Origin of the sequence: Pseudomonas sp. IT-232MI5, assembly GCF_949767845.1 — a bacterium.
Taxonomy (GTDB): domain Bacteria; phylum Pseudomonadota; class Gammaproteobacteria; order Pseudomonadales; family Pseudomonadaceae; genus Aquipseudomonas.
Genome location: NZ_CATKQE010000055.1, coordinates 458,025 through 478,760, shown reverse-complemented (window position 1 = coordinate 478,760; position 20,736 = coordinate 458,025). Strand labels below are relative to the sequence as shown.

General features: G+C 58.9%; 19 protein-coding genes and 1 pseudogene. 11 read left to right on the top strand and 9 right to left on the bottom strand.

What is annotated here, in order from left to right:
- Positions 1 to 702: 702 nt before the first annotated feature.
- Positions 703 to 1,059, top strand: a complete 357-nt coding sequence (locus ACM6JQ_RS23120) for a DUF6124 family protein (RefSeq protein ID WP_150650068.1) — start codon at positions 703 to 705, stop codon at positions 1,057 to 1,059.
- Positions 1,060 to 1,400: 341 nt separating this feature from the next.
- Entirely contained in the window at positions 1,401 to 1,562 is a 162-nt protein-coding gene (locus tag ACM6JQ_RS23115) for a hypothetical protein (protein ID WP_414894725.1), read from the top strand.
- A 121-nt stretch (positions 1,563 to 1,683) separates the two neighbouring features.
- Here the strand turns inward: ACM6JQ_RS23115 and ACM6JQ_RS23110 are convergent, their stop codons facing one another.
- Positions 1,684 to 2,400, bottom strand: coding sequence for an SIMPL domain-containing protein (locus ACM6JQ_RS23110; protein WP_122843135.1), 717 nt, complete (start codon positions 2,398 to 2,400; stop codon positions 1,684 to 1,686).
- 315 nt (positions 2,401 to 2,715) lie between these two features.
- Between ACM6JQ_RS23110 and ACM6JQ_RS23105 the strand changes: the two genes are divergently transcribed.
- From ACM6JQ_RS23105 to ACM6JQ_RS23090, 4 genes are all read left to right on the top strand, one after another.
- Entirely contained in the window at positions 2,716 to 3,978 is a 1,263-nt protein-coding gene (locus tag ACM6JQ_RS23105; RefSeq protein WP_038357512.1) for an ATP-binding protein, read from the top strand.
- Positions 3,971 to 4,531, top strand: a complete 561-nt coding sequence (locus tag ACM6JQ_RS23100) for a response regulator transcription factor (protein ID WP_414894724.1) — start codon at positions 3,971 to 3,973, stop codon at positions 4,529 to 4,531. Before ACM6JQ_RS23105 ends, ACM6JQ_RS23100 begins: the two co-directional genes overlap by 8 nt.
- 96 nt (positions 4,532 to 4,627) lie before the next feature.
- Positions 4,628 to 6,355 (top strand): ABC transporter ATP-binding protein/permease, encoded by a 1,728-nt coding sequence (locus ACM6JQ_RS23095; RefSeq protein WP_414894723.1) that lies wholly within the window; start codon positions 4,628 to 4,630, stop codon positions 6,353 to 6,355.
- A gap of 191 nt (positions 6,356 to 6,546) precedes the next feature.
- On the top strand, positions 6,547 to 7,293 hold the full coding sequence (locus ACM6JQ_RS23090; protein ID WP_176472316.1) for a FadR/GntR family transcriptional regulator: 747 nt from the start codon (positions 6,547 to 6,549) through the stop codon (positions 7,291 to 7,293).
- Positions 7,294 to 7,299: 6 nt separating this feature from the next.
- Here the strand turns inward: ACM6JQ_RS23090 and ACM6JQ_RS23085 are convergent, their stop codons facing one another.
- Both ACM6JQ_RS23085 and ACM6JQ_RS23080 read right to left on the bottom strand, forming a co-directional pair.
- Positions 7,300 to 7,662 (bottom strand): hypothetical protein, encoded by a 363-nt coding sequence (locus ACM6JQ_RS23085; protein ID WP_414894722.1) that lies wholly within the window; start codon positions 7,660 to 7,662, stop codon positions 7,300 to 7,302.
- A 207-nt stretch (positions 7,663 to 7,869) separates the two neighbouring features.
- Positions 7,870 to 8,250 carry a hypothetical protein gene (locus ACM6JQ_RS23080; protein WP_007915339.1) on the bottom strand — a complete coding sequence of 127 codons (381 nt, stop codon included), beginning with the start codon at positions 8,248 to 8,250 and terminating at the stop codon, positions 7,870 to 7,872.
- 297 nt (positions 8,251 to 8,547) lie between these two features.
- Here ACM6JQ_RS23080 and kdgD point away from each other — a divergent pair, with 297 nt between their 5' ends.
- The 5 genes and pseudogenes from kdgD to ACM6JQ_RS23055 all read left to right on the top strand — a co-directional run bounded on the left by kdgD (position 8,548) and on the right by ACM6JQ_RS23055 (position 15,263).
- Positions 8,548 to 9,459, top strand: a complete 912-nt coding sequence (gene kdgD, locus ACM6JQ_RS23075; RefSeq protein WP_007915340.1) for a 5-dehydro-4-deoxyglucarate dehydratase — start codon at positions 8,548 to 8,550, stop codon at positions 9,457 to 9,459.
- Between the two features lie 75 nt (positions 9,460 to 9,534).
- On the top strand, positions 9,535 to 10,980 hold the full coding sequence (locus ACM6JQ_RS23070) for an aldehyde dehydrogenase family protein (RefSeq protein ID WP_123375760.1): 1,446 nt from the start codon (positions 9,535 to 9,537) through the stop codon (positions 10,978 to 10,980).
- Between the two features lie 131 nt (positions 10,981 to 11,111).
- Positions 11,112 to 12,503 (top strand): annotated as a pseudogene (locus ACM6JQ_RS23065) (MFS transporter); the annotation flags it as partial.
- Between the two features lie 11 nt (positions 12,504 to 12,514).
- Positions 12,515 to 14,068, top strand: coding sequence for a galactarate dehydratase (gene garD / locus ACM6JQ_RS23060; RefSeq protein WP_077571106.1), 1,554 nt, complete (start codon positions 12,515 to 12,517; stop codon positions 14,066 to 14,068).
- A 253-nt stretch (positions 14,069 to 14,321) separates the two neighbouring features.
- Positions 14,322 to 15,263, top strand: coding sequence for an AEC family transporter (locus ACM6JQ_RS23055; protein WP_007915344.1), 942 nt, complete (start codon positions 14,322 to 14,324; stop codon positions 15,261 to 15,263).
- Positions 15,264 to 15,346: 83 nt separating this feature from the next.
- Here ACM6JQ_RS23055 and ACM6JQ_RS23050 read toward each other — a convergent pair whose 3' ends face one another.
- The 6 genes from ACM6JQ_RS23050 to gatC all read right to left on the bottom strand — a co-directional run bounded on the left by ACM6JQ_RS23050 (position 15,347) and on the right by gatC (position 20,560).
- Complete coding sequence (locus ACM6JQ_RS23050) at positions 15,347 to 15,724, bottom strand: carboxymuconolactone decarboxylase family protein (protein ID WP_007915345.1); 378 nt, start codon at positions 15,722 to 15,724, stop codon at positions 15,347 to 15,349.
- The gene (locus tag ACM6JQ_RS23045) at positions 15,721 to 16,782 is read right to left on the bottom strand and encodes a calcium/sodium antiporter (protein ID WP_414894721.1); all 1,062 of its coding nucleotides are present in this window, start codon (positions 16,780 to 16,782) and stop codon (positions 15,721 to 15,723) included. Before ACM6JQ_RS23045 ends, ACM6JQ_RS23050 begins: the two co-directional genes overlap by 4 nt.
- A 46-nt stretch (positions 16,783 to 16,828) precedes the next feature.
- Complete coding sequence (locus ACM6JQ_RS23040) at positions 16,829 to 17,203, bottom strand: septal ring lytic transglycosylase RlpA family protein (protein WP_007915349.1); 375 nt, start codon at positions 17,201 to 17,203, stop codon at positions 16,829 to 16,831.
- A gap of 145 nt (positions 17,204 to 17,348) precedes the next feature.
- Entirely contained in the window at positions 17,349 to 18,794 is a 1,446-nt protein-coding gene (gene gatB, locus ACM6JQ_RS23035; RefSeq protein ID WP_007915352.1) for an Asp-tRNA(Asn)/Glu-tRNA(Gln) amidotransferase subunit GatB, read from the bottom strand.
- Positions 18,795 to 18,804: 10 nt separating this feature from the next.
- Positions 18,805 to 20,256 (bottom strand): Asp-tRNA(Asn)/Glu-tRNA(Gln) amidotransferase subunit GatA, encoded by a 1,452-nt coding sequence (gatA, locus tag ACM6JQ_RS23030; protein ID WP_414894720.1) that lies wholly within the window; start codon positions 20,254 to 20,256, stop codon positions 18,805 to 18,807.
- A 16-nt stretch (positions 20,257 to 20,272) separates the two neighbouring features.
- Positions 20,273 to 20,560, bottom strand: coding sequence for an Asp-tRNA(Asn)/Glu-tRNA(Gln) amidotransferase subunit GatC (gatC, locus tag ACM6JQ_RS23025; RefSeq protein WP_007915356.1), 288 nt, complete (start codon positions 20,558 to 20,560; stop codon positions 20,273 to 20,275).
- Between the last annotated feature and the right edge of the window lie 176 nt (positions 20,561 to 20,736).

The following is a 20,736-nucleotide window of genomic DNA, read 5'->3' as shown; positions in this document are numbered from 1 at the left end:
GTCAAGATCAAGAGCAGGCGAGCTGACACTCGGCCTATTGAGTGGTGAAGAGCGGGGCGTGGTCGGCTTTGGATTTGTGGTGGATTTTCCCCTCACCCCAGCCCTCTCCCGAGGGAGAGGGAGCCGATTTGTGAGCTTTTCAGAATCTGAGTTCGACTCGGTATTTCACGTCGGCGTACATCTCCCAAACCACTCGGTCAGTCCCCTCTCCCTACGGGCGGTCCGACGTTTCGGGAGGGCTAGGGTGAGGGGTTTTTGATCTGTTACAGAATCTGAGTTCAACACGGCAATCGCACGTCGGCGTAACTCTCCCAAACACCACGGTCAGTCCCCTCTCCCTCTGGGAGAGGGCTAGGGTGAGGGTTGGCTTTTGGCTGTTTAAATCTGTGTCAGATAACCAGAACCTTCCCACAAGGTTTTCAGGTTGTCCGTCGGACGTGGGCTCTCTAGTCTTTGGGCGTCGCTGAAGACTCGGCGATCGGGAGGTGAGATTCCCGGTTATTGAATTTGGAAACCTGCACAAGCCACCCCATAATCGCCGCCAGCTCATGCTGTCAGCAGTTTTTATGGCGGCTATGTACGGGCGGACTTTGTCCGGCCGGGTTGGTTTCCTTACCGGTAATCTCACTCCGTACATAGTTGCCACCTCATTTCTCGAGTGAGATCGGAAATGAATGGCGTCAGTTAATAAGGAAATTTTCCATGGATAAATTGATACCTGACCCACCCCTCGATACCCCACTCGAAGACGCCATCCGCGCCGACGACCAGATCAAAACCCGCGAAGCCATCAAACGCGCCCTGGATTTCTATCTCAGCCCCGACCCGGTCAAGCCCCGGCAACCCAGCACGATGTTCCTGATCCAGCCAAACATCGACACCGAAAGCCTGCTGGCGCATGCCTGTGAATCACTGGCGTCGGCGAACACGTTAACCGGTAACTTTGCCGATCAACTGGGCCGGCCCGAGCGTAATACGGCGTTGGCGATTCAGCAGATCATTATGCTGGCCGAGTTGGCGGTGAATCGGGCGCTGGATCGGGTTGATCCGCAGACCTGAGACCGCGTTATCGTTCTTCGCGAGCAGGCTCGCTCCCACATTTGGGACGCGTTCCCTTTGTAGGCGCGAGCGTGCTCGCTATGGAGCCGGTTCATTCACCAAAAATCCAGGTACAAGAATGGTGATTATCACCAGTAACGGCCCGGTTTTTTGGTTTCATAAGCAGATGAATGCTTGACTCAATGGCTTATTTCAATTCGATATGAAGCTCACCGCAAACCTGTAATTTATGACAGTAGATAATCTTTCCAATGCGCCTGAGTATTTCTTCAAGCCGAGTACGTTTCGCTACTGCAAGGAGCGACTTAGAGGCTTGAACGAAAACACATAAGGACTTGACCATGAGTTATCCGATTATTACTGACTACAAAGCCTTCAGGATTTACGAATATGAATGGGGCTTCTCCCGCTTTCAAGTTTGTTATAAGGACGGAACCCCTTATTCACAGTTATGCGCTACGAGGGAAGATGCACAGCGCATCGTCGATGAGATTGGGACTTAAACCTCTAGAACAGTAGAAGTCTTGTCTGACCTATCAACGTTGTCGCCTGCTTTGCGGGGGTTGTAGGGTGGAACCGGCGACCATGCTCTGATCGCCGGTTTTTCATTCAGCCCAGATCAAATCACTGCATCAACACTTCGATCGAGCCATCGGCGGTCATGCTTACCTGACTGGTGCCCGCTTCAACTTCCGGCGTCACTGGCGCCGAGTCCATCGCCGCCGCTTTCATCATCATCGGTGCGCGCAGGTACGGTTGTGGATAACCGTTGCTGTTGAGGTTCAGGTTGACGATTTTGTAACCCTTGCCGCCCAGTGCATCGGTGGCCAGTTGCGCGCGGTTTTTGAAGGCGGTCACGGCTTCTTTAAGCAACTGGTCTTCGCTGGCCTTGCGGGTCGGGTCGGCGATGGCGAAGTCCATGCCGCCCATTTTCAGGTCGCCCAACAGTTCGCCGGTGAGTTTGGACAGGGCGGCGAAGTCGGCGCTTTCCAGGCGCAGTTCGGCGCGTTCACGCCAGCCGGTGATCTTCTGGCCTTTGGTGTCGTAGATCGGGTAACTGTTGCGGCTGCCTTGGCGCAAGGTGATGTCTTTGACTTGCTTGGCCTGGGCCAATGCCTTGTTCATGGTGGTGCTGACGTCGGCGGCGAGTTTCGCCGGGTCGGTGTTTTGCTCTTCGGTGTAGAGGGTGACGATCATCAGGTCGCGGGCCACTTCCGTGCTGACTTCGGCGCGCAGGGAAATCTGGTTGTAGTGCAGCTCATCGGCGGCCAGGGCTGGAAGGCTGGCGATGCTGCCGACGGTCAGGGCGAGAAGGGCGGCGCTGCGGCGGAATGTGTGCATGAAAGCTCCTTGATGAGGGCGCAGGTGATGGTTCGGGGGCCTGCGCGAAACCATCAGACTCTAGCTTTTATGATCCGGTTCGCCCAGTTACAACTTCTATACAGATGACCGGGGTTGCTGCGTAGCTCTTCGCGAGCAGGCTCGCTCCCACAGGGGAATGCATTTCAAAGGTGGGAGCGAGCCTGCTCGCGAAGGCGTCCTCATAGCCGCCGAAGATGTTTCCGCCATGTGGTCGTTTGCCGCACTTTCGCCTCTCAAGGCCGTGGCTTGGTTATACTCCGTGCGATCCGCCTGGAGCGCTCATCAGGAGAGCTCATGCTCGCCCCCGTACAATTGACTTCCGCCACTCGCCAGAACCTCTGGCGGCTGACTTTTATTCGCACCCTGGTGCTCGCCGCGCAGGCCGGTTCTGTAGGCCTGGCCTACTGGCTGCAACTGCTGCCGTTGCCCTGGGTGCAACTGGCAATGACCCTTGGCTGCTCGACGCTGCTCTGCGTGTTTACCGCGGTGCGTTTGCGTACCTCGTGGCCAGTGACCGAACTCGAATATGCGCTGCAACTGGCCTGCGATCTGGTGATCCACAGTGCGCTGCTGTACTTCTCCGGCGGTTCGACCAACCCGTTTGTTTCCTATTATCTGGTACCGCTGACCATCGCTGCGGTGACACTGCCGTGGCGCTATTCGGTGATCCTGTCTGGCATCGCGCTGGCGCTGTACACGGTGATGCTGACGCGTTTCTATCCGCTGGAAACCCTGCCGGTCGCCCGCGAGAATCTGCAGATCTACGGCATGTGGCTGAGCTTCGCGCTCGCCGCGGCGGTGATCACCTTCTTCGCCGCGCGTATGGCTGAGGAGCTGCGCCGTCAGGAAGAATTACGCGCGATCCGCCGCGAAGAAGGCCTGCGCGATCAGCAATTGCTCGCCGTCGCCACCCAGGCTGCTGGCGCCGCCCATGAACTGGGCACACCGCTGGCGACCATGAGCGTGTTGCTCAAGGAAATGCAGCAGGACCATCCTGACCCGATGCTGCAGGACGACCTGAAGGTGCTGCAGGATCAGGTCAAACTCTGCAAAGAAACCTTGCAGCAACTGGTGCGGGCCGCCGAGGCCAACCGGCGTCTGGCCGTCGAGATGCAGGACGTCACCGACTGGCTCGACGAAGCGCTGAACCGCTGGCACCTGATGCGTCCGGAAGCCAGTTACCGCTTCCACCGGCTCGGCCAAGGCACCGTTCCGCGCATGGCGCCGCCGCCGGATCTGACTCAGGCGCTGTTGAATCTGCTCAACAACGCCGCCGACGCCTGCCCGGAAAACCTCAAGGTGACCCTGGACTGGGACGCGGAAACGGTGACCATCAGCATTCGTGACCACGGCGCCGGTGTGCCGCTGGCCATCGCCGAGCAGATCGGCAAACCGTTTTTTACCACCAAGGGCAAAGGTTTCGGCCTGGGCCTGTTTTTGAGCAAGGCCAGCGTGACACGCGCCGGCGGCTCAGTGAAACTCTATAGTCATGAGGAAGGCGGCACGCTCACCGAGCTGCGCCTGCCCCACGGCGCCCGAGGAGACCAACATGAGTGACGAAATCCAAGTCGAAGGCGACGAACTGCCGCATTTGCTGCTGGTCGACGACGACGCAACCTTCACCCGCGTCATGGCCCGTGCCATGGCTCGCCGTGGCTTTCGCGTAAGCACCGCCGGTTCCGCCGAAGAAGGCCTGACCATCGCCCAGACCGATCTGCCTGATTACGCTGCGCTCGATCTGAAAATGGACGGCGATTCCGGTCTGGTACTGCTGCCCAAGTTGCTGGAGCTGGACCCGGAAATGCGCGTGGTGATTCTCACCGGATATTCGAGCATTGCCACCGCAGTCGAAGCGATCAAGCGCGGCGCCTGCAACTACCTGTGCAAACCGGCCGACGCCGACGACGTGCTGGCCGCGTTGCTCTCCGAGCATGCTGATCTCGACAGTCTGGTGCCGGAAAACCCGATGTCGGTTGACCGCCTGCAATGGGAACACATCCAGCGTGTGCTCACCGAACACGAAGGCAACATCTCCGCCACTGCCCGTGCCCTGGGCATGCACCGCCGCACCCTGCAGCGCAAACTGCAGAAGCGCCCGGTTCGTCGCTGAACCTGCGCTGAACGACTATCGCCAGCCCTCGCGATAAAACGCACCGATCATCTATGATCGGTGCGTGTCTGTTCTTTTCTATATCGAGCCTTATCCATGAATCAGAACGCTGAATATTCCGCGGTCAACGATGCTGTGCGCGGGCAGTTTTTTCGTAAAGTGTGGGCGATGACCACGCCTTACTGGCGCAGCGAAGAGAAGGGCAAGGCCTGGACATTGCTGATTGCCGTGATCGCGTTGTCGCTGTTCAGCGTGGCGATCTCGGTTTGGATCAACAGTTGGTACAAGGATTTTTACAACGCTCTGCAAAAGAAGGACGAAGCGGCGTTCTGGCAGTTGATCCTGTATTTCTGCGGCATCGCCACGGTGGCGATTCTCGGCGCGGTGTATCGCCTGTACCTGACGCAGATGCTGACGATTCGCTGGCGGGCGTGGCTGACCGAGAACCACTTCAAGCGCTGGCTCGGCCACAAGAACTACTATCAGCTGGAGCAGGGCGGTTACACCGATAACCCCGACCAGCGGATTTCCGAAGACCTCAACACCTTTACCGCCAACACCCTGAGCCTTGGCCTCGGGCTGATTCGCACGGTGGTCAGTCTGGTGTCGTTCTCGATCATTTTGTGGGGCGTTTCCGGCAGCATCGAAGTGTTCGGCATCGAGATTCCCGGCTACATGTTCTGGTGTGCGCTGATTTATGCCGCCGTCGGCAGTTGGCTGACGCACCTGATCGGTCGACGCTTGATCGGCCTGAACAACCAGCAACAACGTTTCGAAGCAGACCTGCGTTTCTCCATGGTGCGCGTGCGCGAGAACGCTGAAAGCATCGCCTTGTATAACGGTGAACCGAACGAAAATCGTCGTTTGAGCAGCCGTTTCGGGCTGGTCTGGCACAACTTCTGGGACATCATGCGCGTATCCAAGCGCCTGACGTTCTTCACTTCCGGCTACGGCCAGATCGCAATCATCTTCCCGTTCATCGTCGCGGCCCCACGTTATCTGGCGGGCAAGATCGAACTGGGTGAGCTGATGCAAATCAACTCGGCATTCGGCAACGTGCAGGAGAATTTCAGCTGGTTCATCAGTGCGTATTCGGATCTGGCCGCGTGGCGCGCAACCTGTGATCGTTTGCTGAGTTTCCGCCAGGCCATGACCGACAACGAAGAGCGCACCCCGGCGATCGACGTGCAGAATCAGGGCAGCGAACTGCAGGTGCATAACCTTGGTCTGGACCTGGCCGATGGTCGTCATCTGTTGACCAATGCCGACATGACCGTGGAGCCGGGTGATCGGGTCATGCTCAGCGGCCGTTCCGGCAGCGGCAAGTCGACGCTGTTGCGGGCGATGGGGCATTTGTGGCCGGCGGGGCACGGCAACATCCGCTTGCCGGCGGCGCGGTATCTGTTCCTGCCGCAAAAGCCGTATCTGCCGATCGGCACCCTGCGCGAGGCACTGAGTTATCCACAACCGGGTGACACCTACGCGTCTGAACGTTATGCACAAGTGCTGGAAACCTGCCGTTTGCCGCATCTGGTCGCGCGGCTGGACGAGGCCAATCACTGGCAACGCATGCTCTCGCCGGGTGAACAGCAACGCTTGGCCTTCGCCCGTGCGCTGCTTTACACACCGCAGTGGTTGTACATGGACGAAGCGACTTCGGCGATGGACGAGGAAGATGAAGCGACGCTGTATCAGGCGTTGATTGATCAGATACCGGGGCTGAGCATTGTCAGCGTCGGCCATCGCAGCAGTTTGAAACGCTTCCATCCACGGCATGTGCGGATCGACAGCGGCCATTTGGTTGAACAGACCGTGACTGCCTGATCAACACACATCCCATGTGGGAGCTGGCTTGCCAGCGATGGCGTCGGTTTAGTCGACATCTTCATCGACAGGTATGGCCTCATCGCTGGCAAGCCAGCTCCCACAGGTTTTGTATGGAAATGGAAAGTGATCGTACAACCCGCTTGAGCTATCATGCCCACAAGCCGAATTTTCGAGACTAGATGCACACCATGGAAAACCTGATCGACACCCCGCGTCTCCCGCGCAAGCGCCGCAGTCTGGCCCAGGAACTAGTGACGGTGCTGAGCGAGCAGATCCGCGATGGCCTGCTTAAACGCGGTGACAAATTGCCTACCGAGTCGGCGATCATGGAAGCCCATGGCGTCAGCCGCACCGTGGTGCGCGAGGCGATTTCCCGTTTGCAGGCAGCCGGCCAAGTGGAAACTCGCCACGGCATCGGCACCTTCGTACTCGACACGCCAAGTCCGAGCGGTTTCCGTATCGATCCGGCCACCGTCGTCACCCTGCGTGATGTTCTGGCCATCCTCGAATTGCGCATCAGCCTCGAAGTCGAATCTGCCGGCCTTGCCGCGCAACGTCGCAGCGCCGAGCAACTGGCGACCATGCGCGCCGCGCTCGATGCGCTTAATGAAAGCGCTGCCCATGCCAGTGATGCTGTGGCGTCGGACTTTGCTTTCCACCTGGAAATCGCCCTGTCCACCGGCAACCGCTACTTCACCGACATCATGACCCACCTGGGCACCAGCATCATTCCGCGTACGCGGCTGAATTCGGCGCGATTGGCCCATGATGATCAACAGCACTACATGAGTCGCCTGAGCCGTGAGCACGAAGAAATCTACGACGCGATTGCCCGTCAGGATTCCGATGCAGCGCGTGCGGCGATGCGTCTGCACCTGACCAACAGCCGTGAAAGACTGCGCCAGGCCCATGAAGAGGCGCAGGCGCAGGGTTAATATTTATTAGTGTTTGAGGTAAACCCGCAGCTCCGGAGACTCAGCCGTATTACCTGACGAGGTCTGCACGCTATAACTCAATTTAGCGGTGGCACCTGGTACGAGCTTTTCTGCAAATATCTTTTTCGGGATCTCGAATACAAATGGAGCATCGGCGGGTGACCCTACGGCAAGTTCCCAGTTGTATTCATTCCCTGTGGAAGTGCTGACCTTGAATGTGATCTTGTCTCCCTTGCTAACATTTGGATATGACTGGACTTCGCCGTGGGCAGGATCAACCAGGTTGTGAACGTAGAGTGTGAACTCTCCATTGTGCTCGATGGCTTCGCGGAGGCGGGGGGTAGCGAGGGCTTTTACTTGAACATTCATGATCGAAATTCCTTTTATAACCAATCAAACCTTTGCAATCGCGTAGTGATGACACACTACGATCGGAGTCGGTTTGTTATCTCCTGACGTCATTAGCTCAGGAATACCCATTCTTACGCACCTGTAAGAAATACCAGTCTCGACGAACGGTTATCACGCGAAGCGCCTGTGCCAAAGCGTTGTGAGCTAGTCAATCGAAAATCATGATCAAGTTTCGATCCGCAACCTCAACACTTCCGAAAACGGCTCCATGCTCGACTCGTCGCAAAACTTGTAGCGCAGTTCAACCACCCTGTTCAGGTACGGCCGCAGCGCCTCTTTAGGTATCTGCAACTCGATCCCTGTGAGCTTTTCCATCTCGTCCTCGGCATCGTCCCAAGTGCCAGTGTTCACTTCCTCACCTGCCCATTCCGGTTCCTCAGGGTCGTCGCCGAGAATCGGGTAGACGCTCCAGTTCGCCGGAAAATCGCTGGAATCCGGGACTTGTACGATCAAGACATCAGGCAGCGTCGATAGCTGAAGCGTGAGGGTGCAGGAGGACTGAGCAGCCATTTTCGAGAGAGTCGGAGCAGCGTAATTCGTGGACATTTCGGGTTCCTTCGAGTGATCCGCCACGATCCTTCGTGGCGGTCGTCACACATTACGCGGCGTAGCAACGGCGCTCAGTAAACGAATCTTGACCAGACGTTTCTGCAATCGAACCCAGTAATCACGGGCCTTTGCGAGAATTCGCGCTAGGGCTTAAACACTTTTGTCCGACAAAAAACCACCCACAACGATGAAATGCAGTTGACGGTTATCTTTTTAGTTGTACGATGACCTACAACTTCAGCGAAGGCTGAACGATCAACTCACAAAAAACGTTGCTACCAGGGTGTTCGAATAATGAATCCACAAGAACTGAAGTCCATCCTCTCTGCCGGCCTGCTGTCTTTCCCGGTGACCGATTTCAACGCGCAGGGCGATTTCAACCGCGCGGGCTATATCAAACGCCTGGAATGGCTGGCTCCGTATGGCGCTTCAGCCTTGTTCGCCGCCGGTGGCACTGGTGAGTTCTTCTCCCTCGCCGCCAGCGAATACTCGGAAATCATCAAGACTGCCGTCGACACTTGCGCAACGAGTGTGCCGATCCTAGCCGGTGTCGGTGGTTCGACTCGTCAGGCCATCGAATACGCTCAAGAAGCCGAGCGTCTGGGCGCCAAAGGTCTGTTGCTGCTGCCGCACTACCTGACCGAAGCGAGCCAGGATGGTGTTGCCGCTCACGTTGAAGCCGTGTGTAAATCGGTCAACATCGGCGTGGTCGTCTACAACCGCAACGTTTGCCGCCTCAACGCACCGCTGCTGGAACGTCTGGCCGAGCGCTGCCCGAACCTGATCGGCTACAAGGATGGTCTGGGCGATATCGAGTTGATGGTGTCGATCCGTCGCCGCCTCGGTGATCGCTTCAGCTACCTGGGTGGTCTGCCGACCGCCGAAGTCTACGCCGCAGCCTACAAGGCGTTGGGCGTGCCGGTTTACTCCTCGGCGGTGTTCAACTTCATCCCGAAAACCGCGATGGACTTCTACCACGCGATCGCTCGTGAAGATCACGCCACCGTCGGCAAGATCATCGACGACTTCTTCCTGCCGTACCTCGACATCCGCAACCGCAAGGCCGGTTATGCCGTGAGCATCGTTAAGGCAGGCGCGAAAATCGCTGGCTATGACGCAGGCCCGGTGCGGGCACCGCTGACCGACCTGACTGGCGAAGAGTACGAAATGCTCGCCGCGCTGATCGACAAGCAAGGTGCGCAGTAACACCCGATAAAAGCGAGGCCGCTGAGCAATCAGCGGCTTTTTGCGTGAAGGCTTTGAGATTTGAGGGCTGCCCCTGTGACAACTGCAAAACGCTACGACAACTACATCAACGGCGAATGGGTTGCCGGTGCCGACTACTCGGCCAACATCAACCCATCGGAACTGAGCGACACCATCGGCGACTATGCCAAGGCTGACCTGACTCAGGTTCACGCCGCCATCGACGCTGCTCGCGCGGCATTCCCGGCGTACTCGACTTCGGGCATTCAAGCCCGTCACGATTCGCTGGATAAAGTCGGCACGGAAATTCTCGCCCGTCGCGAAGAACTCGGCACCTTGCTGGCCCGCGAAGAGGGCAAGACTCTGCCCGAAGCCATCGGCGAAGTGACCCGCGCCGGTAACATCTTTAAGTTCTTCGCTGGTGAATGCCTGCGTCTGTCCGGCGACTACGTGCCGTCGGTGCGTCCGGGCGTCAACGTCGAAGTGACCCGCGAAGCACTGGGCGTGGTCGGTCTGATCACCCCGTGGAATTTCCCGATTGCGATTCCGGCGTGGAAGATTGCTCCGGCGTTGGCCTACGGCAACTGCGTGGTGTTGAAGCCCGCCGATCTGGTGCCGGGTTGCGCCTGGGCACTGGCGGAAATCATCTCCCGCGCAGGCTTCCCGGCCGGCGTGTTCAATCTGGTGATGGGCAGCGGCCGTGTGGTCGGTGATGCCTTGGTGCAGAGCCCGAAAGTCGACGGCATCAGCTTCACCGGTTCGGTGGGCGTGGGTCGTCAGATCGCGGTCAACTGCGTCTCGCGCCAGGCCAAGGTTCAGCTGGAAATGGGCGGCAAGAACCCGCAGATCATTCTCGATGACGCCGACCTCAAGCAAGCGGTCGAGCTGTCGGTGCAGAGCGCGTTCTACTCAACCGGTCAGCGTTGCACAGCGTCGAGCCGCTTGATTGTTACTGCCGGGATTCACGACAAATTCGTTGAGGCCATGGCCGAGCGCATGAAGTCGATCAAGGTCGGCCACGCCCTGAAATCCGGCACCGACATCGGTCCAGTGGTTTCGCAAGCACAGCTTGAACAGGACATGAAGTACATCGACATCGGCCAGTCCGAAGGTGCACGTCTGGTCAGCGGTGGTGGTCTGGTGACCTGCGATACCGAAGGCTACTTCCTCGCGCCAACGCTGTTTGCCGACAGTGAAGCGTCGATGCGCATCAGCCGCGAAGAGATCTTTGGCCCGGTGGCCAACATTGTTCGCGTGGCCGATTACGACGCGGCGCTGGCGATGGCCAACGACACCGAGTTCGGTCTGTCGGCGGGTATTGCGACCACTTCGCTGAAGTACGCCAACCACTTCAAACGTCATTCGCAAGCCGGGATGGTGATGGTCAATCTGCCGACCGCTGGCGTCGATTACCACGTTCCGTTCGGTGGCCGTAAAGGTTCATCCTATGGATCACGTGAGCAAGGCCGTTATGCGCAAGAGTTCTACACGGTCGTGAAGACCAGTTACATCGGTTCCTGATAAACGCAATAACCCTGTAGGAGCTGCCGAAGGCTGCGATCTTTTAAGATCAAAAGATCGTCCGATCGCGGCCCGAGCCTTCGGCAGCTCCTACAGGGAATAGATGCAAGACCAAAGAAGATTCACCCGCGCATAAAAATAATCAGTGGGAGTACCTCTACATGCAATCGTCCAAGCCGACTCACGTCCGCTATTTGATCCTGCTCATGCTGTTTCTGGTGACCACGATCAACTACGCCGACCGTGCCACGATCGCCATTGCCGGCTCCAGCCTGCAAAAAGATCTGGGCATTGACGCAGTCACCCTCGGCTACATCTTCTCCGCATTCGGTTGGGCCTACGTGGCCGGGCAAATTCCCGGTGGCTGGCTGCTCGATCGCTTCGGCTCGAAAAAAGTCTATGCCCTGAGCATTTTCACCTGGTCGCTGTTCACCGTGCTGCAAGGCTTTGTCGGTGAGTTCGGCATGTCCACCGCCATCGTTGCGCTGTTCATGCTGCGCTTCCTCGTCGGTCTGGCTGAAGCGCCTTCGTTCCCCGGCAATGCGCGTATCGTCGCCGCATGGTTCCCGACCGCTGAGCGCGGCACTGCTTCGGCGATCTTCAACTCGGCGCAATACTTTGCCACCGTGTTGTTCGCACCGCTGATGGGCTGGATCGTGTATTCCTTCGGTTGGGAGCACGTGTTTATCGTTATGGGGATTCTCGGGATCATCTTCTCGCTGGTCTGGCTGAAAGTGATCTACAGCCCGCGTGAACACCCGCGTATCAACGAAGCCGAGTTCAAACACATCGCTGAAAACGGCGGCATGGTCGACATGGATCAGAAGGGCAAAAAGTCCGACGGTCCGAAGTGGGATTACATCCGTCAACTGCTGACCAATCGCATGATGCTCGGCGTGTATCTGGGCCAGTACTGCATCAACGGCATCACCTATTTCTTCCTGACCTGGTTCCCGGTGTATCTGGTGCAAGAGCGTGGCATGACCATTCTCAAGGCTGGTTTCATCGCCTCGTTGCCGGCAATCTGCGGCTTTATCGGCGGCGTACTCGGCGGGGTGATTTCCGATTACCTGCTGCGCAAGGGCCACTCGCTGACCTTCGCGCGCAAAGCGCCGATCATTGCCGGCCTGCTCGTTTCCAGCAGTATCGTTGCCTGCAACTATGTTGAAGTGGAATGGATGGTCGTTGGCTTCATGGCCCTGGCCTTCTTCGGCAAAGGCGTTGGCGCACTCGGTTGGGCGGTGGTTTCCGACACTTCGCCAAAACAGATCGCCGGTCTGAGCGGTGGCCTGTTCAACACTTTCGGCAACATTGCTTCGATCACCACGCCGATCGTGATTGGCTACATCATCAGCTCCACCGGTTCGTTCAAATGGGCGCTGGTGTTCGTCGGTGCCAACGCACTGGTCGCGGTGTTCAGCTATCTGGTCATCGTTGGCCCGATCAAACGTGTGGTACTCAAAGAGCCGCCAACCAACGGCGGTGTTGAAGCCAGCGGTAAATTGTCCCAAGCGCATTCCTGAGGAGCGGCGTCATGCAGTTGATTGAACATTCCGACTCGCCGCGCCACATCCGCCTGCACGAGCGGGACAATGTGGTGGTCGTGGTCAACGACCAGGGCGCACCGGCCGGCACTGAGTTTGCCGATGGCCTGGTGACGCTGGAATTTGTGCCGCAGAGCCACAAGGTCACCCTTGAAGACATTCCCGAGGGCGGCCAGGTGATTCGCTACGGTCAGGTGATCGGCTACGCATTGCAGCCGATTCGCCGTGGCAGTTGGGTCAAGGAAGATCAACTGCGCATGCCGACCGCGCCGCCGCTGGACAGCTTGCCGCTGTCCACCGAGGTGCCGGACGCGCAGGCACCGCTGGAAGGCTTCACCTTCGAGGGCTATCGCAACGCTGACGGCACCGTCGGCACGCGCAATATTCTCGGGATCACTACGACCGTGCAGTGCGTCACCGGCGTGCTTGATCACGCGGTAAAACGCATCAAGGAAGAGCTGCTGCCGAAGTACCCGCATGTCGATGACGTCGTGGCGCTGACCCACAGTTATGGCTGCGGCGTGGCGATTACTGCCACCGACGCTTACATCCCGATTCGCACCGTGCGCAATCTGGCGCGTAATCCGAACCTCGGTGGCGAGGCGTTGGTGATCAGCCTCGGTTGCGAGAAATTGCAGGCCGGGCAGGTGATGCACGAAGACGATGCTTCGGTGGATCTCAGCGATCCGTGGCTGTATCGCTTGCAGGATTCCAGTCACGGCTTCACCGAGATGATCGAGCAGATCATGGAATTGGCTGAGGTCCGTTTGAAGAAGCTCGACCAGCGCCGCCGCGAAACCGTGCCGGCGTCCGAGCTGATCCTCGGCATGCAGTGCGGCGGCAGCGATGCGTTCTCCGGGATCACCGCCAACCCGGCGCTGGGTTATGCCTCGGACTTGTTGTTGCGTGCAGGGGCGACGGTGATGTTTTCCGAAGTCACCGAAGTGCGCGATGCGATTTACCTGCTGACTTCACGCGCCGAAAGCAAAACCGTCGCCGAGGAACTGGTGCGCGAGATGGACTGGTACGACCGTTACCTGGCCAAGGGTGAAGCGGATCGCAGCGCCAACACCACGCCGGGCAACAAGAAGGGCGGGCTGTCGAACATTGTCGAGAAGTCGCTGGGTTCGATCGTCAAATCCGGCAGCAGCGCAATCAACGGCGTGCTCGGCCCGGGCGAGCGGTTCAAGCAGAAGGGTTTGATTTTCTGTGCAACGCCGGCGAGTGATTTTGTTTGCGGCACGTTGCAGTTGGCGGCGGGGATGAACTTGCATGTGTTCACCACCGGGCGGGGTACGCCGTATGGTTTGGCGATGGCGCCGGTGGTGAAGGTATCGACGCGGACGGAATTGGCGCAGCGCTGGCCTGATCTGATTGATATCGACGCCGGAAGGATTGCGACCGGGCGCGCGACGATCGAGGAACTGGGTTGGGAGTTGTTCCACTACTACTTGGATGTTGCCAGCGGCAAACAGCAGACGTGGGCGGAGAAGCACAAGCTGCATAACGACATTACGTTGTTTAACCCGGCGCCGATTACTTAATGCGTGACCGGCTCGGCCCTCACCCCAGCCCTCTCCCGGGGGGAGAGGGGGCCGATCCGGAGATATTTTAGAAGTACATCGACTTGAAAGTGCTTTGCCGAATCCATAATCGACTCGGTCTTGCAGGTCGATGTATGCCGCAAAACACCTCGGTCAGTCCCCTCTCCCTCGGGGAGAGGGTTAGGGTGAGGGGCTTTTCAAGCTTTTGGCTTATCATTAGCCCCCTAACGACGCTCACCCAAGGCTCCCCGGCATGCTGGCAATCTTCCTCGAAACCCTGAACATCACCGCGCCGGTGTTTGCCATGCTGTTTCTCGGTGTGCTGCTCAAGCGCATCGACTGGATCAACGACAACTTCATTCACACCGCTTCGTCGCTGGTGTTCAACGTCACCATGCCGGCGCTGCTGTTCCTCGGCATTCTGCATGCCGATCTGCACGCCGCGTTGCAACCGTCCTTGCTGATCTACTTCTCCCTCGCCACGCTGGTGAGCTTTGCCCTGGCCTGGGGCTGGGCGATTTTCCGTTGCCCGCGCGAAGATCGCGGCATCTATACCCAAGGCGCGTTTCGCGGCAACAACGGCGTCATTGGTTTGGCACTGGCGGCGAGCATGTATGGCGATTACGGGATTTCCCTCGGGGCGATTCTCGCGGCGCTGGTGATCCTGTTTTACAACACGCTGTCGACCATCGTGCTGGCGGTGTACAGCCCGGTGATCAAGTCCGATCCGTGGAGCATCTGCAAAAGCGTGTTCAGCAATCCGCTGATCATCAGCGTGATTGCGGCGGCGCCGTTTGCCTATTTCAAGATCGGTTTGCCGGGATGGCTGGAGACCTCCGGTCAGTATCTGGCGCAGACCACCTTGCCGCTGGCGTTGATCTGCATTGGCGGCACGCTGTCGCTGGCGGCGTTGCGCAAGAGCGGCAGCATGGCGCTCAGTTCCAGCCTGGTGAAGATGATCGGGTTGCCGGTGCTGGCAACGCTGGGAGCGTGGTTGTGGGGTTTTCGCGGCGCGGAATTGGGGATTCTGTTTTTGTACTTCGGCAGCCCGACGGCGGCGGCAAGTTTTGTCATGGCCCGGGCGGCGCAGGGCAATCATGAACTGGCGGCGGCGATTATCGTGATGACCACGTTGATGGCGGCGATCACCACCAATGTCGGGATCTTTGTTTTGCAGTGGGGTGGGTGGATATAGAGGCAAGATCAAAAGATCGCAGCTGCGGCAGCTCCTACAGGAGACCGCATTTCCATGTAGGAGCTGCCGCAGGCTGCGATCTTTTAGCTTTTCTCGTAACTGTCGATCACTTCCTGCGCCGCGCGAAACGCATCAATCGCCGCCGGCACGCCGGCATACACCGCGCAATGCAGCAACGCCTCACGAATCTCGTCCACCGTGCAGCCATTGTTCAGCGCACCGCGCACATGGCCTTTCAGTTCTTGCGGGCACTTCAATGCGGTCAGCGCTGCAAGAGTAATCAGGCTGCGGGTTTTCAGCGGCAGACCTTCGCGATTCCACACACCGCCCCAAGCGTGTTCATTGACGAAATCCTGCAACGGTTGAGTGAACTCGGTGGCGTTGCCCAAGGCGCGATCAACAAACGCATCGCCCATTACCTGACGGCGGACTTCAACCCCGGACTTCTTCGATTCGGTCATGGCATATCCCTCTTGTGGTGCTGGCGGCGCCAGGCGCGTATCGACGTGAACAACAAGAACGTCAGCAGCGTTGGCAGGACATAAAACAACATCATTCGCTCAAGCTTGCCGGCCAGGGGCATGCCGGTGGTGAACGACACCACGTGCAGCCCGTACGCCAGATACAAACCGAGCAGCAACAGACCTTCGGCTCGCGTCACGCGGTAACCGGAATAAAACACCGGCAGGCACAGCGCGGCGACGCCGAGCATCACCGGCAGATCGAAATCCAGTGCGTTCGGCGACACCGACAGCGGCGTCGGCGCGATCAATGCGGTCAGGCCGAGTACCCCGAGCAGATTAAACAGGTTGGCACCGATCACGTTGCCGACGGCAATATCCCGTTGCCCGCGCAGTGCGGCGATCAGCGAGGTCGCCAGTTCCGGCAGCGAGGTGCCGACAGCGACAACGGTCAGGCCAATGACACGCTCGGAAAATCCAAGATCAGTTGCCACCACCACGGCAGCTCCGAGCAAAAGGTGCCCGGCAAATACCAGCATCGCCAAACCGACGATGATCATCAGCGAACTGCCGATCCACGACGCTTGGCTTGTTTCAATGCGCTCCGTGTGCGGCCGCGTCGAGTGTCGTGACTGGCGCAGCAGCAAGCCGAGATACAGCGCCAATGCGCCGAGCAGCAGGATGCCGTCGAAGCGACCGATCTCTTCGTTCCAGGCCAATACGAACACCAGCAGGCTGGCGCCGATCATCAGCGGAATATCGAGGCGCACCAATTGCCGCGAAACGCGCAGAGGAATGATCAGCGCGGAAAGGCCGAGGGTGACAAGGATGTTGAAGATGCTGCTGCCGACTACGCTGCCAACGGCAATGTCCGGGTTATGCGCCAGTGCCGCTTGAAGACTGACGGCCATTTGCGGCGCACTGCTGCCGAGGGCGACGATGGTCAGACCGATGATCAGCGGCCGCACATGCAGACGCGCCGCCAGACGCACCGCCGCACGCACCATCAGCTCTGCGCCGAAGATCAGCAGGCACAGGCCGGCGAGCAGTTCGATCACGCTGATCAGGGGTAAGTCGGCTAATCCGAAAATGGTCAGCGCTCCATCAGTCGTCGAGGGCCTGCACGCGAACCCGTGCGGTGCCGCTGCGCAGCATGCCGAGTTGTTCGGCAGCCTCGCGGGACACGTCGATCAGGCGTCCACGGGTATGCGGGCCACGGTCATTGATGCGGACCACGACGGATTCATCGTTTTTCAGGTTGGTGACCTTCACCCGTGTGCCGAAGGGTAACTGGCGATGGGCGGCGGTCAGGGAATTCTGGTTGAACGGCTCGCCACTGGCGGTGCGTTTACCGTGGTGCTTGGCACCGTAATAGGAGGCGACGCCGGTCTGGTCGTAACCGTGCGGGTCGATGGTGTCGGTGCTGGCGCAACCGGCCAGCAAGGAGAGCAGGGCGCAGGCGCCGAGCAGACGTTTCATTCAGATACTCCAAAGTGATCGTTCCCACGCTCCAGCGTGGGAATGCATCCCGTGACGCTCTGCGTCACACCGCAATGGACGCGGAGCGTCCGGGGCGGCATTCCCACGCAGAGCGTGGGAACGATCCCCGAGCGCGGGGCCGGAATCAGCCTTCGAGCTTGCTTTTAAGCAGTTCGTTCACTTGCTGCGGGTTGGCCTTGCCTTTCGACGCTTTCATCGCCTGACCGACGAAGAAGCCGAACATCTTGCCGCGTTTGGCTTCATCAGCCGCACGGTACTGTTCAACCTGCTCGGCGTTAGCCGCGAGCATTTCGTCCAGCACCGCCGAAATCGCGCCGCTGTCGGTCACTTGCTTCAGGCCGCGTTTTTCGATGATCTCGTCCGCGCTGCCTTCGCCGTTGGCCATCGCTTCGAACACCACTTTGGCGATCTTGCCGGAGATGGTGTTGTCCTTGATGCGCTGCAGCATGCCGCCCAACAGTTCAGCGGAAACCGGCGACTCGTCGATGTCCAGGCCTTGCTTGTTGAGCAGGCTGCCCAACTCGACCATCACCCAGTTCGCCGCCAGTTTGGCGTCGCCGCCGATGGCTGCGACTTTCTCGAAGTAGTCCGCTTGCTCACGGCTGGTGGCCAGCACGTTGGCGTCGTACGCCGACAGACCGAACTGGCTCTGGAAGCGCTCGCGTTTCTGCGGAGGCAGTTCCGGCAGGGTGGCGCGCACCTCGCCGAGGAACGACTCTTCGATGACCACCGGCAGCAGGTCCGGATCGGGGAAGTAACGGTAGTCGTTGGCTTCCTCTTTCGAACGCATCGGACGGGTCTCGTCCTTGTTCGGATCGTACAGACGGGTCTGCTGGATCACTTTGCCGCCGTCTTCGATCAGCTCGATCTGACGCTGGATCTCGGAGTTGATCGCCTTCTCGATGAAGCGGAACGAGTTGACGTTCTTGATCTCGCAGCGCGTACCGAATTCAACCTGACCCTTCGGACGGATCGACACGTTGCAGTCGCAACGCAGCGAGCCTTCGGCCATGTTGCCGTCGCAAATACCCAGATAACGTACCAGCGCGTGGATCGCCTTGACGTAAGCCACGGCTTCCTTGGCACTGCGCATGTCCGGCTCGGAAACGATTTCCAGCAGCGGCGTGCCAGCACGGTTCAGGTCGATGCCGGTGGCACCGTTGAACTCTTCGTGCAGGCTCTTGCCGGCGTCTTCTTCCAGATGCGCGCGGGTGATGCCGACACGTTTGACCGTGCCGTCTTCGAGGGCGATGTCCAGGTGACCCTTGCCGACAATCGGCAATTCCATCTGGCTGATCTGGTAGCCCTTCGGCAGATCCGGGTAGAAATAGTTTTTACGCGCGAACACGTTGTGCTGACCGATCTCGGCGTCAATCGCCAGACCGAACATCACCGCCATACGCACCGCTTCCTGGTTCAGCACCGGCAGAACGCCGGGCATGCCCAGGTCGATCAGGCTGGCCTGGGTATTCGGCTCGGAACCGAATGTGGTGGAACTACCGGAAAAGATTTTCGACCGGGTAGTGAGCTGAGTGTGAATCTCCAGCCCGATCACGACTTCCCATTGCATGTGTGTCTCCTCAGAAGCCGGTTGGGGTGCGGGTGTGCCAGTCAGTGTTCAACTGATACTGGTGCGCAACATTGAGCAAACGGCCTTCCTGGAAATACGGCGCGAGCAGCTGCACGCCAACCGGCAGACCGTCGACAAAACCGGCCGGCATCGACAGACCCGGCAGGCCCGCGAGGTTGGCGGTGATGGTGTAGACGTCTTCCAGATAAGCAGCGACCGGGTCGCTGTTCTTGGCGCCAAGCTTCCAGGCCGGGTTCGGCGTGGTCGGGCCGAGGATGATGTCGACTTCATTAAAGGCAGCCATGAAGTCGTTCTTCACCAGGCGACGGATCTTCTGCGCTTTCAGGTAGTAGGCGTCGTAGTAACCGGCGGACAGCGCGTAGGCACCGACCATGATCCGGCGCTGGACTTCCGCGCCGAAGCCTTCGCCACGGGAGCGCTTGTACAGGTCGATCAGGTCTTTCGGGTGCTCGCAGCGATGACCGAAACGCACGCCGTCAAAACGCGACAGGTTCGAGGAGGCTTCTGCCGGCGCGATCACGTAGTAGGCAGGAATCGCGTGCTGCATGTTCGGCAGGCTGATTTCCTTGATCACCGCACCGAGCTTCTGCAGCTCTTTGATGCTGTTCTGAATTAGCTCGGCGATGCGCGGGTCGAGACCAGCGCTGAAGTATTCCTTCGGTACGCCGATGCGCAGGCCTTGCAGCGATTCGTTGAGGCTGGCGGAGTAATCCGGCACCGGCTCATCGATGCTGGTGGAGTCGTTCTGATCGAAGCCGGCCATACCTTGCAACAAAATTGCGCAGTCTTCGGCCGTGCGCGCCAACGGGCCACCCTGATCGAGGCTGGATGCATAAGCGATCATGCCCCAGCGCGAAACACGACCGTAGGTCGGCTTCAGACCGGTGAGGTTGGTGAATGCCGCCGGCTGACGAATCGAACCGCCAGTGTCGGTGGCCGTCGCCGCTGGCAACAGACGAGCAGCAACCGCCGCCGCCGAACCGCCGGACGAACCGCCCGGTACGTGTTCCAGGTTCCACGGGTTTTTCACCGCGCCGTACCAGCTCGACTCGTTGGCCGAACCCATGGCGAATTCGTCCATGTTGGTCTTGCCCAGGGTCACGGCACCGGCAGTGGCCAGCTTCGCGACGACAGTAGCGTCGTACGGGGCTTTGAAATTGTCGAGCATCTTCGAGCCGCAGCTGGTGCGAATGCCCTGGGTGCAGAACAAGTCTTTGTGAGCGATCGGCGCACCGAGCAGGGCGCCGCTCTCACCGTTGGCGCGGCGGGCATCGGCGGCTTTCGCCTGCTCGATGGCCAGCTCTTCGGTGAGGCTGATGAAACTGTTGAGCTGCGGATCAAGCTGGGTAATGCGCGCCAGCAGGACTTTGGTCAGCTCTTCGGAGGAAAACTTTTTATCGGCGAGACCGCGGGCGATCTCGGCCAGAGTCATTTGATGCATTGCAGGCTCTTTCCCTTTAGTCGATGACTTTCGGAACCAGATACAGGCCGTTTTCGACCGCTGGTGCGATGGACTGGTAGGCCTCGCGGTGATTGCTCTCGGTCACGACGTCGGCGCGCAGGCGCTGACTGGCTTCCAGCGGGTGGGCCAGAGGCTCGATTCCGTCGGTATTAACAGCCTGCATTTCGTCGACCAGACCGAGAATGCTGTTGAGAGCGGAAGTAATGTGTGGAAGATCGGCATCATTGAGGCCAAGGCAGGCCAGATGAGCGATTTTTTCCACGTCGGAGCGTTCTAGCGCCATCGGGATTCTCCTGTGGAAAACAGAACGGACGGCGTCCGTGTGTTAGATTGTCGGAACACTACCGCACTTCTACGGTCATAAGGCCGCGATTGTGGGGCTTGGTGCACAGAAAAGCGGCCAATTTAACATATTGGCGCCTTGCCCAAAATCCCTGTCGTTGTTAGAGTTTGCCGCAC

Excerpts from the sequence above, each read along its gene's own strand:
- garD (WP_077571106.1), top strand. The coding sequence starts at position 12,515 with ATGCAGTTGATTGAACATTCCGACTCGCCGCGCCACATCCGCCTGCAC.
- ACM6JQ_RS23095 (WP_414894723.1), top strand. The coding sequence starts at position 4,628 with ATGAATCAGAACGCTGAATATTCCGCGGTCAACGATGCTGTGCGCGGG.
- ACM6JQ_RS23115 (WP_414894725.1), top strand. The coding sequence starts at position 1,401 with ATGAGTTATCCGATTATTACTGACTACAAAGCCTTCAGGATTTACGAA.
- ACM6JQ_RS23055 (WP_007915344.1), top strand. The coding sequence starts at position 14,322 with ATGCTGGCAATCTTCCTCGAAACCCTGAACATCACCGCGCCGGTGTTT.
- gatB (WP_007915352.1), bottom strand. The coding sequence starts at position 18,794 with ATGCAATGGGAAGTCGTGATCGGGCTGGAGATTCACACTCAGCTCACT.
- gatC (WP_007915356.1), bottom strand. The coding sequence starts at position 20,560 with ATGGCGCTAGAACGCTCCGACGTGGAAAAAATCGCTCATCTGGCCTGC.
- ACM6JQ_RS23080 (WP_007915339.1), bottom strand. The coding sequence starts at position 8,250 with ATGTCCACGAATTACGCTGCTCCGACTCTCTCGAAAATGGCTGCTCAG.
- ACM6JQ_RS23085 (WP_414894722.1), bottom strand. The coding sequence starts at position 7,662 with ATGAATGTTCAAGTAAAAGCCCTCGCTACCCCCCGCCTCCGCGAAGCC.
- ACM6JQ_RS23040 (WP_007915349.1), bottom strand. The coding sequence starts at position 17,203 with ATGAAACGTCTGCTCGGCGCCTGCGCCCTGCTCTCCTTGCTGGCCGGT.
- ACM6JQ_RS23110 (WP_122843135.1), bottom strand. The coding sequence starts at position 2,400 with ATGCACACATTCCGCCGCAGCGCCGCCCTTCTCGCCCTGACCGTCGGC.
- ACM6JQ_RS23120 (WP_150650068.1), top strand. The coding sequence starts at position 703 with ATGGATAAATTGATACCTGACCCACCCCTCGATACCCCACTCGAAGAC.
- ACM6JQ_RS23105 (WP_038357512.1), top strand. The coding sequence starts at position 2,716 with ATGCTCGCCCCCGTACAATTGACTTCCGCCACTCGCCAGAACCTCTGG.
- kdgD (WP_007915340.1), top strand. The coding sequence starts at position 8,548 with ATGAATCCACAAGAACTGAAGTCCATCCTCTCTGCCGGCCTGCTGTCT.
- ACM6JQ_RS23050 (WP_007915345.1), bottom strand. The coding sequence starts at position 15,724 with ATGACCGAATCGAAGAAGTCCGGGGTTGAAGTCCGCCGTCAGGTAATG.
- ACM6JQ_RS23090 (WP_176472316.1), top strand. The coding sequence starts at position 6,547 with ATGGAAAACCTGATCGACACCCCGCGTCTCCCGCGCAAGCGCCGCAGT.
- ACM6JQ_RS23100 (WP_414894724.1), top strand. The coding sequence starts at position 3,971 with ATGAGTGACGAAATCCAAGTCGAAGGCGACGAACTGCCGCATTTGCTG.
- gatA (WP_414894720.1), bottom strand. The coding sequence starts at position 20,256 with ATGCATCAAATGACTCTGGCCGAGATCGCCCGCGGTCTCGCCGATAAA.